The organism is Allobosea sp. OAE752 (genome assembly GCF_050433265.1).
In the GTDB taxonomy this organism is placed as follows: domain Bacteria; phylum Pseudomonadota; class Alphaproteobacteria; order Rhizobiales; family Beijerinckiaceae; genus Allobosea; species Allobosea spartocytisi.
Genome location: NZ_JBNPXO010000002.1, coordinates 354,920 through 367,507, shown reverse-complemented (window position 1 = coordinate 367,507; position 12,588 = coordinate 354,920). Strand labels below are relative to the sequence as shown.

15 protein-coding genes are annotated in these 12,588 nt (G+C 67.8%); 4 read left to right on the top strand and 11 right to left on the bottom strand.

Annotated features, from left to right (window positions below; genetic code table 11):
- Positions 1-172 precede the first annotated feature (172 nt).
- The 4 genes from GGC47_RS06655 (at position 173) to GGC47_RS06640 (ending at position 4,450) form a co-directional block, all read left to right on the top strand.
- A complete protein-coding gene (locus GGC47_RS06655; protein WP_142021773.1) occupies positions 173-1,918 on the top strand; it encodes an alkaline phosphatase in 1,746 nt (581 codons plus the stop codon).
- Between the two features lie 75 nt (positions 1,919-1,993).
- Positions 1,994-2,461 carry a hypothetical protein gene (locus GGC47_RS06650; protein WP_142021772.1) on the top strand — a complete coding sequence of 156 codons (468 nt, stop codon included), beginning with the start codon at positions 1,994-1,996 and terminating at the stop codon, positions 2,459-2,461.
- Positions 2,439-3,149, top strand: a complete 711-nt coding sequence (locus GGC47_RS06645) for an ABC transporter ATP-binding protein (protein WP_142021771.1) — start codon at positions 2,439-2,441, stop codon at positions 3,147-3,149. Before GGC47_RS06650 ends, GGC47_RS06645 begins: the two co-directional genes overlap by 23 nt.
- Complete coding sequence (locus GGC47_RS06640; RefSeq protein WP_142021770.1) at positions 3,149-4,450, top strand: FtsX-like permease family protein; 1,302 nt, start codon at positions 3,149-3,151, stop codon at positions 4,448-4,450. Before GGC47_RS06645 ends, GGC47_RS06640 begins: the two co-directional genes overlap by 1 nt.
- Positions 4,451-4,504: 54 nt before the next feature.
- Here the strand turns inward: GGC47_RS06640 and GGC47_RS06635 are convergent, their stop codons facing one another.
- From GGC47_RS06635 to GGC47_RS06585, 11 genes are all read right to left on the bottom strand, one after another.
- Positions 4,505-5,785, bottom strand: coding sequence for an NAD(P)/FAD-dependent oxidoreductase (locus GGC47_RS06635; RefSeq protein ID WP_142021769.1), 1,281 nt, complete (start codon positions 5,783-5,785; stop codon positions 4,505-4,507).
- Positions 5,782-6,588, bottom strand: coding sequence for a family 1 encapsulin nanocompartment shell protein (locus GGC47_RS06630; RefSeq protein WP_142021768.1), 807 nt, complete (start codon positions 6,586-6,588; stop codon positions 5,782-5,784). Before GGC47_RS06630 ends, GGC47_RS06635 begins: the two co-directional genes overlap by 4 nt.
- Positions 6,581-7,642: a Dyp-type peroxidase gene (locus GGC47_RS06625; RefSeq protein ID WP_429067412.1), complete on the bottom strand. Its 1,062-nt coding sequence runs from the start codon at positions 7,640-7,642 to the stop codon at positions 6,581-6,583. The genes GGC47_RS06630 and GGC47_RS06625 overlap by 8 nt, the downstream gene beginning before the upstream one ends.
- Before the next feature lie 155 nt (positions 7,643-7,797).
- Positions 7,798-7,992 (bottom strand): hypothetical protein, encoded by a 195-nt coding sequence (locus tag GGC47_RS06620; protein WP_112762656.1) that lies wholly within the window; start codon positions 7,990-7,992, stop codon positions 7,798-7,800.
- Positions 7,993-8,053: 61 nt separating this feature from the next.
- On the bottom strand, positions 8,054-8,308 hold the full coding sequence (locus GGC47_RS06615; protein ID WP_038358963.1) for a DUF2171 domain-containing protein: 255 nt from the start codon (positions 8,306-8,308) through the stop codon (positions 8,054-8,056).
- A 159-nt stretch (positions 8,309-8,467) separates the two neighbouring features.
- Entirely contained in the window at positions 8,468-8,749 is a 282-nt protein-coding gene (locus GGC47_RS06610) for a chaperone modulator CbpM (protein ID WP_318652236.1), read from the bottom strand.
- On the bottom strand, positions 8,749-9,648 hold the full coding sequence (locus GGC47_RS06605; protein ID WP_429067409.1) for a DnaJ C-terminal domain-containing protein: 900 nt from the start codon (positions 9,646-9,648) through the stop codon (positions 8,749-8,751). The genes GGC47_RS06610 and GGC47_RS06605 overlap by 1 nt, the downstream gene beginning before the upstream one ends.
- Before the next feature lie 330 nt (positions 9,649-9,978).
- Complete coding sequence (locus GGC47_RS06600; RefSeq protein WP_429067406.1) at positions 9,979-11,379, bottom strand: AtzE family amidohydrolase; 1,401 nt, start codon at positions 11,377-11,379, stop codon at positions 9,979-9,981.
- A complete protein-coding gene (locus GGC47_RS06595) occupies positions 11,376-11,600 on the bottom strand; it encodes a DUF4089 domain-containing protein (protein WP_142021765.1) in 225 nt (74 codons plus the stop codon). Before GGC47_RS06595 ends, GGC47_RS06600 begins: the two co-directional genes overlap by 4 nt.
- Entirely contained in the window at positions 11,597-11,737 is a 141-nt protein-coding gene (locus GGC47_RS06590) for a hypothetical protein (RefSeq protein ID WP_156115864.1), read from the bottom strand. The genes GGC47_RS06595 and GGC47_RS06590 overlap by 4 nt, the downstream gene beginning before the upstream one ends.
- A 33-nt stretch (positions 11,738-11,770) precedes the next feature.
- The gene (locus tag GGC47_RS06585) at positions 11,771-12,457 is read right to left on the bottom strand and encodes a cysteine hydrolase family protein (RefSeq protein ID WP_429067404.1); all 687 of its coding nucleotides are present in this window, start codon (positions 12,455-12,457) and stop codon (positions 11,771-11,773) included.
- Positions 12,458-12,588: the final 131 nt, after the last annotated feature.

Here is a 12,588-nt window from a genome sequence, read left to right as displayed (position 1 = left end):
TGCACCCGGCACGCGCCTTGCTCACGGACCTGATCCTATCGGTTCGCTGAAGCTCAATAAAGAAACGTAATAACATAACAAATAATGGTATTCCGAACGGTAATCGTATTGTCATTCGAGCTGCCTAAGCACGGCTCGCCCTTTTTGACCTGACGCGATGGCGGAGATACCTATGCAGGCGCAACGATTGCTGATGATGACGATGGCGGGTGCGCTCGCCGCGGCCATGCCCGCGACGGCCCAGACCATCTACCCGATCAACCGCGCCGAGATCCTCGAAGGTTCGCATTTCGACTTCAAGGTCGAGTTCCCCAACGCTCCGGCCTCCGCCGACGTCAATGTGACGATCAACGGCAAGCCCGCCGCCGAAATCTTCGGCCGGCCGACGAATTTCATCCAGAGCGAGGAAGGCCAGAAGCATTCGGCGCTGTGGCTGCGCGGCGCCAGCCTCCCGGCCGGCAGCTACACGGTCGAGGCGACGCAGGGCACCAGCAAGTCCACGGTGAAGTGGGAGGTCTTCGCGACCGCCCAGCCGCGCCGCGCCAGGAACGTCATCCTCTTCATCGGCGACGGCATGTCGGTCGCCAACCGCACCGCCGCGCGCATCCTGGCGAAGGGCTGGGAGGAAGGCCGCTACAATGGCGAGCTCGCGATGGACGACATGCCGAACATGGCGCTGATCTCGACCTCCGGCACCGATTCCATCGTGACCGACAGCGCCAATGCGGCCCATGCCTACACCACCGGCCACAAGTCCTGCGTCAACGCGCTCGGCGTCTACTGCGCCAAGAACGCGCTCACGCTCGACCATCCCAAGGTCGAGACCATCGCCGAGCTGGCCAAGCGTCGCACCGGCATGGCCGTGGGCGTCGTCACCAATTCCGAGATCGAGGACGCGACCCCGGCCTCGATGGTCGCGCATACCCGTCGCCGCTCCGACTACAACGACATCGTCAAGATGTTCTACGACGTGAAGCCGGACGTGATCATGGGCGGCGGTTCGCCCAATTTCCTCGCCAAGACGACGCCGGGCTCGAAGCGCACCGACGGCGAGGACTTCATCGCGAAGTTCAAGGAGGCCGGCTACACCCTCGCCACCACCAAGGCCGAGATGAACGCGGCCGCCGCCGCCGGAACCAAGAAGCTGCTCGGCCTCTACAACACCGGCAATATCGACGGCGCCTTCGACCTGCGCCTCGCCAAGAAGGGCACGCTCTCCAAATTCCCGGATCAGCCCGACGTCGTCGAGCAGACCAAGGCCGCCATCGACATGCTGAAGGGCAATCCCGAAGGCTTCCTGCTGATGGTCGAATCCGCCCGCATCGACAAGTACAGCCACTCGCTCGACTGGGAGCGTTCGGTCTTCGACACGATCATGCTCGACAACGCCGTCAAGGTCGCCAAGGACTTCGCCGGCGACCGTAACGACACGCTGATCATCGTCGTGCCGGACCACGCTCACCCGATCTCGATCATCGGCACCTATGACGACGACCGCCCGGGCCAGCTCCTTCGCGACAAGCTCGGCGTCTACGCCGACTCCGTGCCGCCGAACTACGGCCCGGTCGATGCCGAGGGCTATCCCACCAAGGTCGACACCTCGCGCCGCCTCGCGGTGGTCTACGGCTCCTACCCCGACACCTGCGACACCGGCCGCCCCGCCATGGACGGCGAGCGCGTCCCGGCCGTGAAGGGTCCGGACGGCAAGACCAACATCGCCAACGAGAAGGACTGCTCCGGCCCGCTCGCAGCTCGCAAGACCGGCAACCTGCCCTTCGACGCCAATAGCGGCGTGCACTCCGCCGACGACGTCATCCTGACGGCGATGGGCCCGGGCGCGGAGAAATTCCGCGGCCACAAGCCGAACACCTACGTCTTCCGCGTGATGGCGGAAGCGCTGGCGCTCGGCGGCAAGTAAGCCGCGAGGCGCAAGACCGCACACCGACGTGGTACGGTCCCGAGGGCCGTACCACCTTAGCCAGACGAGGTCGCGATGCAGCGCATCCTCCCCCTCCCGTCGTTCTCCCGCCGCGAAGCCCTGCTCGGCCTCGCGGCGGCAAGCCTTTGCGGGCAGGCGCACGCCGCCACGGAGGCCGAGGCGATCGCCTTCGACGGGCTCTACAAATCCTTCGGGGTGCTGGGCTTCCAGTTTTCCGATCGCGTCACGGCGCTGCGTGGCCACGCCGTGCGCATGCTCGGCTACATGGCCCCGCCGCTGAAGGCGGAAAGCCATTTCTTCGTGCTGACGCGCGAACCGTTGGCGATCTGCCCCTTCTGCCAGTCGGATGCCGACTGGCCGGTCGACATCGTCGTGGTGTTCATGAAGGCCGAGACGCCGATGGTCAGCGCCGGCCGCAAGGTCGCGGTCACCGGCCGGCTCGAGATCGGCTCCGCCACCGACGCCGAAACCGGCTTCGTCAGCCAGATCAGGATCGTGGATGCCGGCTTCACCCTCGCCTGAACCGGCCCCCGGGCGCCTGACGCTGGAGAACCTTGCGCTCGACCATCGCGACGCCGACGGCCAGCCCTTCCGCCTGATCGACATCCCCCTGCTCGCCATCGAACCGGGCAGCCGCTTCGGCGTCAGCGGCCCTTCGGGCTGCGGCAAGAGTTCGCTGCTGCATCTGGTGGCCGGGCTCCTGCGCCCCTCCCGAGGCCGCATCCTCTGGAACAACCGCGCCGTCTCCGAACTTTCCGAATCCGGCCGCGACCGCTGGCGCCGTGAGACCATCGGCTTCGTCTTCCAGGATTTTCACCTGATCCCTGAACTCGACATCGCCGCCAACATCGCGCTGCCGGCGAGCTTCTCCGCCTGGCGGCTGAGCGGCACCGAGAAGGAACGCGCCGCCGCTCTCGCCCACCGCATGGGCCTGCCCGATCCGCGCCGCCGCGCCGCCCTGCTTTCGCGCGGCGAGCAGCAGCGCGTCGCCATCGCGCGCGCGCTTTTCAGCCGGCCGGCGCTGATCCTCGCCGACGAGCCGACCGCGAGCCTCGACGGCGCCCACGCAGCCGAAGTCGCCGACCTCCTGCTCGAAACCGCCACCGAGAGCGGCGCCACGCTGCTTTGTGCCACGCATGATCCGGCGCTGCTCGCGCGCTTCGGCCAGCGCCTCGACCTCTCCCGAACCGCACAGCGCCAAGCCGCCTGATGAACCCCTTTCCCATGATGCTGGCCGATCTGCGCGCGCTGCGCTGGACCGCTCCGGCGATCGTCCTGCTGATCGCGCTCGCGATCGCCACCGGCGTCGCCATCGGCGCGCAGGAACGCGCCCTGCGCCATGGCTCGGCCAGCGCCGCCAATGACTTCGACCTGATCATCGGCGCGCCCGGCAGCCAGACGCAGCTCCTGATGTCGGCGGTCTATCTGCAGCCGGACGCGCTGCCGCTGCTCGACGGGCGCCTGCTCAACACGCTGTTCAAGGACGAGCGCGTGGCGCAGGTGGCGCCGATCGCCTTCGGCGACGTCAGCCGCGGCTATGCGATCGTCGGAACGACGGCCGCCTTCGCCGGTCGCTGGGGCCGGATCGCGCCGAGCGAGGGCCGGCTCTTCGCGGCCGAGGGCGAAGCCGTGCTCGGCGCCGACGTTCTCTACAGTCTCGGCGACACGATCACCCCGTCCCACGGCGTCGCCGGCCACGCCGCCACGCTCGGTCAGGCCGACGCAGAAGAGGACGGCCACAAGCATGAAGGCCATGGCTACACGGTGGTCGGGCGGCTGCCCCGCCTCGGCTCGCCCTGGGACCGCGCCATCCTCGTGCCGATCGAGAGCGTCTGGGAGGTCCACGGCCTCGGCAACGGCCATGCCTCCGAGGAAGCCGCGAGCGACGCGCCATTCTGGAAACAGGGCTCGGTGGCCGGCAGCGGTCCCGCGAAGGCGGAAGACCGGATCGGCCTGCCCTTCGACGGCAAGCGCGTTCCCGGCGTACCGGCGATCGTCGTCAAGCCGAAGAGCGTCGCGGGTGCCTATCAGCTGCGCGCGCAATATCGGCAGGGCGGCACCATGGCCTTCTTTCCCGCCGAGGTGCTGGTCTCTCTTTACGGCGCGCTCGGCGACATCCGCGACATCCTCGTCATCGCTTCGGCGCTAAATACGGTGCTGATCCTCGCTTCCGTGCTGCTGCTCCTGCTCGCCGTCGCCGGGCTGCGCCGCCGACGCTATGCCGTGCTCAGGGCGCTCGGCGCGCCGCGCGTCTATGTCATGCTCGTCGTCTGGCTCGGCATGGTCGCGCTGATCGCGCTCGGTTGCCTGCTCGGCCTGGGCCTGGGCGCGCTGGCGACGCAAGTCCTCTCTGGCTTCGTCGCACAGCGGACGGGGCTTTTGCTCTCGCCGGCGATCGGTCTCGGCGAAGTTCTGCCGGCGCTCGGGCTCGCCGTCATCGGCAGCCTGTTCGCCCTTCTGCCGGCCGCGCTCTCCTATCGCCGGCCGGTGGTGGCGGGGCTGCGCGGATAAGGCTGCGCGGCGAATGCATGACCATCGCTTTCGGCACGAGAGCCGCCGCTCACATCACTCGGTTTGTCGCGGCGTGCCCGTATTGCCTTGCGTGATGAGCCGGGCGCTGCGGTGGCCGGTGAAGTAGATCCACAGCCAGTTGAGCGACACGGCGATGCGGTTGCGCAGGCCGATCAGGAAGAAGATGTGGGCGACGCCCCAGATCCACCAGGCCAGGCGGCCCCTGAGCTTGATCCAGCCGAAATCGACGATCGCCGCCCGTTTGCCGATCGTGGCGAGGTTCCCGGCGTTCTTGTAGGCGAAGGGCGGCGGCGGAGCCTTGCCGGCGAGCCGCGCCTTGATCACGCCAGCGACATAGCCGCCCTCCTGTTTCGCGGCCGGGGCAACACCCGGAACCGGCTTGCCATCCGCCCCTTCCACGGCAGCCGTGTCGCCGATCACGAAGATCGCCGGATCTCCCGGCACGGACAGATCGGGTTCGACGCGCACCCGTCCGGCCCGGTCCGCCGGCGCCCCGAGCCACTCGGCCGCGGGCGACGCTGCCACGCCGGCCGCCCAGAGGATCGTTTTGGCGGCGAGGAATTCGCCGCCGAGCTCGACACCGTCCGGCCCGCATTGGGAGACCGGATGGCCGAGCCTGATCTCGACGCCGAGGCGCGCAAGCGCCCGCTCCGCATAAGCCGAAAGATCGGGCGTGAAGCCCGCCAGAATGCGCGGGCCGGCTTCGATCAGCACGACGCGGGCGCTGCGCGTGTCGAAATTGCGGAAATCGCCGCGCAAGGTGTCATGCGCCAGCTCCGCGATGGTGCCGGCGAGCTCCACCCCGGTCGGCCCCGCGCCGATGATCGCGAAGGTGAGGAAAGGCGCGCGGGCAGCCTCGTCCGGCTCCCATTCGGCCTGCTCGAAGGCTGACAGAATCCGCCGCCGGATTCGCGTCGCATCCTCCAGCGTCTTCAGGCCCGGCGCGTAGGGCTCCCATTCGTCGCGGCCGAAATAGGCGTGGCGGGCGCCCGTTGCGACGATCAGCGTATCGAAGGCGATGGGCTGCTCGCCCTCGAGCAGCACCGTCTTCCCGGCCTTGTCGATCCCGACGACGGTGCCCAGCAGCGTGGTGACGTTCTTGTATCGGCGCAGCAGCGAGCGGGCGGGCCAGGCGATCTCGGAGGTCGGCAGCGAGGCCGTCGCGACCTGATAGAGCAGCGGCTGGAAGAGATGGTGATTGCGCCGGTCGATCACCGTGATGCGCAGGCCGGTGGGCGCAAGATAGCGTGCGGCTTCGAGGCCTCCGAAGCCGGCCCCGACGATGACGACATGATGGTCCGCGGCGGCTGTCATCGTTGGGCCGGCGCAAGCGCGACGGCGGCCTCCGAGGTGAGCATGCGGAAGGTGAAGCTCTCCTGGAGATAAAGCTCGACCGTGGTCGCGGAGTGGCTGAGATAACCGATCGAGAGGTCCTGGCCGATGTCGAGTGCGAAATCACCGCCGCGGGTGGTGAGCAGGAAGCCGCCCTCGATCGCCGGCGCCCAGATCACCCCGCCATCGACGATGCGCTCGAGATGGTGGAAGATCGGATAGCCCTCCTCGTTGCCGCCGCTCGCCGCCCGATAGGCCTCGCCGCCCAGCACCAGCGCATAGGGACCGTTGCAGCCGGCGAGTTTGAGGTCGCTCAGCGCCCTGGCAACCGCCTCCGGATAGTCGTCGAGATCGGCCGGGAGCGGTACCGCGGCATTGCTGCTGCCGGCGCGGATGCCGCCGATCCCGGCCGCGGCATAGCCTTCGAAGACGGCGCGGTCCTCGGCGAAGGCGATCGTCCTGGCCGCATCCTTCAGCGGCTGCCAGTCGGAATCCTCCGAGCCGCGCTCGACATCGTCGATCGCCTGTCGCGTCAGCGTGAAGGGAACGCGCAGTTCGACCAGCGGCTGCGCCTCGCGCAGCAGGGAGCGGATGCCCTCGCCCGGCGCCTCGATCGGGCGCGTATGCCCGGTCCCGACAGCGGCGTAAGCCGTTCCCTTCGGCCCGTCCACGTCGACGACGCGCCGCGCCGCCAGATAGCGCTTCAGCGTGCGCGAGGCCTCGTCCTCGATCTCCGCCCAGGCGGCATCGGAGATGGGCGCGAGGTCCCGGTGCAGATTATTCATGGCCTGCCTCTTCCTTCAGGGAGCCGATGCCGAGCGAACCGTCGCCGGATGGTCTGGATGGAGCGGGCGCCGGAACCGGTTCGGGAGCGGTCATTTCGGCCTCGGGCTTCTCCGCCGTGACGGCATCGAGAAAGCTCGCCGTCGGCACGAAGAACAGCGAGCCGGTGACCGCGCGGCTGAAGTCGAGCAGCCGGTCGTAATTGCCCGGCGGCGAGCCGATGAACATGTTCTCCAGCATGCGCTCGATCCGGCGCGGCGTGCGGCAGTAGCCGATGAAATAGGTCCCGAATTCGGCCGTTCCGACTTTGCCGAAAGGCATGTTGTCTCGGAGGATGTCGACCGGCTCGCCATCCTCGGTGATGCTGGTCAGGACGTTGTGGGCATAGGGCTTCTTGACCGTGTCGGCCTGCTCGATGTCGGAGAGCTTGTAGCGGCCGACGATGTTCTCCTGCTGCTCGACCGGTACCTTCTCCCAGCCTGCCAGGTCATGCAGGTATTTCTGCACGATGACATAGCTGCCGCCGGCGAAATCGGCGTCCTCGTCGCCGATGATGGCAGCCTTGAGCGCGTCCGGCCCGGCCGGGTTCTCGGTGCCGTCGACGAAGCCGATCAGGTCGCGATCGTCGAAATAGTTGAAGCCATGGACCTCGTCGATCGCCATGACCGCGCCGTCGAGCCGGAGCATGATCTGTCGCGCCAGCTCGAAGCACAGATCCATCCGCTTGGTCGCGCGGATGTGGAACAGGATGTCGCCCGGCGTCGAGACGGCATGATGCACGCCGCGGATTTCCCGGAAAGGATGCAGCTCCTTCGGCCTTGGCCCGTCGAACAGCCGGTCCCAGGCGACCGAGCCGAAGGCCATGACGCAGGACAGGTTGCCCTCGAGGTCCCGGAAGCCGACCGCCCGCAGCAGCGCGGACAGATCGGCGCACAGACCCCGCACCGTCTCCTCGGGCCCGCTGCCGGGATTGATCGTCACCACCAGGAACATCGCGGAACGCGTCAGGGCTGCCACGACCGGCTGCGAGATCACGGATGGCACGCTCAAATCCATGGAAGACCCGCTCGACAACCTTACGCGAAACAACCCCGGTCGCCCGGATGGTCTTGCCGATGATTGCGCGGAGCGGCGCTTATGGGAAGAGCGTCGGCAGCGTGCCGACCTTGCCCTGGCGCGGAAGGTCGGGGCCGCGTCGCTCCCGGCAGGTCTCAATCCATGTCGCGGAAAGCATGGCCGGCGCTGGCCACGCCCTCGATCACGCTCGGCGGGAGCAGGTCCGCGGCAGCGGTTCCGTCGAAGATCCATTCCTTCGGATCGGCGAAATCCGGAAGTTTCGCGCCGCTGGCGACATAGAGGCCGATCGCGGGCTTCCCGGCATTGATGTAGAGGTCGTATTGCTGCATCGCTCCCGATCCTCCCAAAGTGCGGCGGCCGCAGCCGGCTTGCGGTCGCGGCCGGCGCCCGTCACAGATCGACCGGTTTTCCCGTCGCTTCTTCTTCGAGCGTCACGGCGATATCCGCATTGGCGGAGAGGCGGACCTTGTTGCCTTCGACACCGGCAACGAAACCGAGCTCGATATAGTGATGGTGGCCCTCATGCCGGCCGTAAGCATCGCTCTTCTTGAGCTTGATGCGTTGCGCCTCGACGCGATCGACCGTCCCGACATGGACGCCGTCCGCGCCGATGACATCCATGTTCTCCCTGACCTTGTCGTTCATCTCGAGCGTCCTTCTGGGTTGAAGTCTGTCCCCGCTCAGGCCAATCGGCGCGCCACGACGGACAAGGGCCATAACCGCCCGTCCTGCAGCTCTGTTCCATCCCGGCCGCCAGCTTTCGGCGCCCGCACCGCCTGGCACGGGTCGGTGCCTGCCATCCCGCTAGTCCTGCCGCCCCTTCATGCCCTCGCGCAGCTCGACAAGGACGCGCCGCAAGCCATGGACCTGGTCGACGAGATGCAGGATCACGTCGATGCCCGCATCATTGGCGCCGAGATCGTCCTTGAGCTGCCGGATGAAGTGCGCGCGCGCCACATCGGTCTCGCTGAAGAACATCCCGGCCTCGGCCTCCTCCGGGAGGAGCCAGCGCTGCTCCAGCCAGAACTCCAGCACCTGAACCTGCAGCCCCGAGGAGGTCAGGAACTCCTGCTTGGTCATCCTCATCACGCCCTCGCCTCGCGCGGATCGTAATCCCTGTCCTTCCAGCTCGACACGAACGCCTCCAGCTCCGGCCCCGGCGATTTCGGCAGGACCACCTTCAGCGTGACGAACTGGTCGCCCTGGCCGCCGCCGCGCCGTGGCGCGCCCTTACCGCGCAGGCGCAGCTTCGTCCCGGTATTCGAGCCCTTCGGCACCGACATCGTCACGTCGCCTGTCGGCGTCGGCACCCGCACCTGCCCACCGAGAACCGCCTCCGTCAGCGAGATCGGCAGCTCCAGCGTGATGTCGTCACCCTCGCGGGTGAAGCGCCGATCAGGCCTGACCTCGACCTCGATCAGGGCGTCGCCCGGCCCACCCTTGCCAGTGCCGGGCGCGCCCTTGCCCTTGAGCCGCAGTGTCTGGCCGTCGACGAGACCCGGCGGGGTCGTCACGTCGATCGTGCTGCCATCCGGCAGATTCAGCCGCTTGGTCGCGCCGGTGATCGAGTCCGCAAAGTCGACGGCCAGATGGTAGTGCAGATCCTGCCCGCGGCGGTTCGCCCGCGCCCGCTGGCTGCGCCGCAGAAGCTCGGCGAAGGCATCGTCCTCGTCGATGAAATCGGCGAAGCCCGACGCATCGGCATAAGGATTGCCCTGGTCCGAGGTCGCGAAATCCCGGTAGAAGTGCTGCTGCGGCCGTTCCGCCCCGGAGGCGTCGATCTCGCCCGCGTCGAAGCGCTTGCGCTTGTCGGCGTCGCTCAGCAGGTCGTTCGCACTCGCCACCTCCTTGAACTTATCCTCCGCCGCCTTGTCGCCGGGGTTGAGGTCCGGGTGCAGCTTTTTCGCCAGCTTGCGATAGGCGCTCTGAATCTCGGCGGCCGAAGCCGTCGGGGCGACACCCAGAACCTCGTAAGGATTTCTCACGGGCTACTCCGCAAACATCTCGTCGACAGCGCTATCGCATCGGACCGAGAACCGGAATCCACGTCTCGAAAGAATCCGATGCGATAACAGATACATGGACCACCGTTATCGCGTCCGGCAGGACGCGCGACGATCCGGGCGCGAGCGCAATTTCTGCACGGAAGGGCGCGGTTTCAAAGCCTGTTCTGCCGGATGGGGGGCCAAGGCCTCGTCATGGGCGGCCATTGACGCGTCGCGCCTCAACCCGGAGGCGCCCCAATCAGGACTTCGCAGCCCAAAAGCACCCGTTGCAAAATCCGCTGCCGTCAGATCATCCCTTGCGCAGGCGATTCAGTCATGGTCCAGCCGCGGAGGCTGGGCGGAAGCGACCTGGGTGCGGGCGACGGCATAGGCTGCGCGCAGGCAAATATCCTCGCGCCAGGGCGCCGCGATGAGCTGAACGCCGATCGGCAATAAGCCCCCGAAGACGGGCACGGCCGCCACCGGCAGCCCGACGCAGGAGATCGGTTGCGTGAACAATCCGATATTGGGCCTGAGCGGCACCGTGTTGCCCTGCAGCACCATGGTCTTCTGGCCGAGTTCCGGCGCGGTGCAAGGGGTCGCCGGCGCGATGATCAGGTCGACGGTCTCGAACAGCCGCATCATCTCGTCGTGGAACCAGCGCCGCGCCCGCTGCGCCTGGAGATACCAGGCCGTCGGCTGCAGCGCGCCGGCCAGGAAGCGGTCGCGCGTCTCGGGGTCGAAATCATCGGCGCGCTGCTGCAGCCGCTGGAGATGGAAGGCCGAACTCTCGCCATTCGTGATCAGGAAAGCGGCCGCACGCGCGATGCCCGCTCCGGCGACATCGATCACGCGCACTGCGCCGAGCGCCCGGGCGACCGCGGTGACGGCGGCCTGCGCTTCCGGCATCGCATCCGTCGCGAAATACCCTCCGGCGATCGCGATGCGCAGGCCGGAGACGCCGTCCTTCAGCGTCGGCAGCGTTGGCTCGATCGTCCGGACCGCACAGGCCGGATCATGCGCGTCGTAGCCTTGCATCAGGTCATAGGCCATCGCGAGGTCGGTCACGTCGCGGGCGAAAGGGCCGAGATGGTCGAGCGAGTCGCAGAATGGAAAGCTGCGCGTGCGCGGCAACCGGCCATAGGTCGGCTTCAGTCCAAAGACGCCACAGAACGAGCTCGGCACGCGGATCGAGCCATTGGTGTCGGAGCCGAGCGAGATGGGCGCCAACCCCGCGGCCGTCGCAGCACCCGAGCCTGATGAAGATCCCCCCGCCATGCGGGCGAGGTCGTGAGGGTTGCGGCAGGGGCCGTCATGGGCGTTCTCGCCGGTGAAATCATAGGCGTATTCGCCCATGTTGAGACCGCCGAGCAGGATCGCGTCGGCCTGGGTCAGGCGCTCGATCAGCACCGCATCGCGTTCAGAGGGCAAGCGTGCGCGGTTGATCTTCGAGCCGGCCCGGGTCGGCAGACCCGTGATGTCGAACAGGTTCTTGGCAGCGAAAGGCACGCCCGCGAGCGGCCCGAGCGTTTTGCCCGCGGCGCGGCGGGCGTCGATGGCTGAAGCCTGCGCGAGGGCGCGCTCGGCTGTGACGTCGGTAAAGGCGTTGAGAGCCGGGTTGAGCTTGTGGATGCGCTGGAGAAAGCCGCCGACGACCTCCTTCGCGCTGATCGCGCCCTCTCGGATATCGGTGGCGATACGATGGGCCGGAGCGAAGGCGTCGAAACTCACGCGGGTTCTCCGCCGCCGGAACGCCCGGCACGGAACACGCCGGCCGGTTCGAAGGCCGCCTCGTCGAGCGGAGCGCGGAAGACCATCGCCGCCATGGCCTCGGCGATGGTCAGGAATTGCAGCACCGCCGGGCGCTGATCCTCGGTGATCGTCAGACCGAGCGCGGGCGCCATCGCATCGCAATGGCGCGCCGCATCGAAGGCCGGCTTGGCGTCATTCATTCGGCGGGCTCCAGCTTGCCATGCGGCTCGGTGGTCAGCAGGTTGACGAGGATATGGGGACCGAAGCCGAACAGGGCGTTCCAGTCGCCCGGCGTCCAGAGCTTCGGTGAAGAGCCTGTCGTCGCAGTCGCCGCCATCGTACCCTCCGGTCCCCGTTTTTCAGCCGTGGTTCACGCCGCCTTCACCGTCCGGGCGAGCGCCGTCAGCACCTCGCCGGTCGTCGAGACCCAGCCGAAGATGCCGCCCTGGGCCGCGATCATACGCAGGCCCACCTCGTGGAACTCGGGGAAATACGAAGCGCAGGCATCGCCCAGAACGAGGCAGCGATAGCCCCGGTCGTTCGCCTCGCGCACCGTCGTATGGACGCAGACCTCGGTGGTGACGCCGCAGACCAGCAGCGTCTCGATGCCGCGGTTGCGCAGGATCAGGTCGAGATCGGTCTGGTAGAAGGCACCCTTGCCAGGCTTGTCGAGCACGGGTTCGCCGGGCAGCGGCGCCAGTGCCGGCACGATGCCGTGCCCGGCCTCGCCGCGGATCAGGATGCGCCCCATCGGCCCGTCGGCACCGATGCGCTTCTCCACCGGTCCGCGCTGCACCTTGGCCGGCGGCGCGTCCGAGAGATCGGGCCTGTGCCCCTCGCGGGTGTGGATCACCAGCAGGCTGGCGGCGCGCGCACCCTCCAAAATTCGGCGGCAGGGCGCGACCGCCTTGGCGAGCAGCGACACGTCGTTGCCCAGCACCGCGCCGAAGCCGCCCGGCTCCAGGAAATCGCGCTGCATGTCGATGATGACCAGGGCCGTGCGAGCGAAGTCGACAGGCAGAGCACTCGGCTTCGCGGCAATCTCGACGGCTGGCATCAGGCGGCGTTCCCCGAGCAAAGCGAACGGAACGGGCTTTGCAAGGGCTGTGCCTGCTCCGGCTCGCAACGCGCGGCCACCATCGGAAGGAGCAACGGCGACGGGCGGACCGCTTCATCATGCTGATCTGG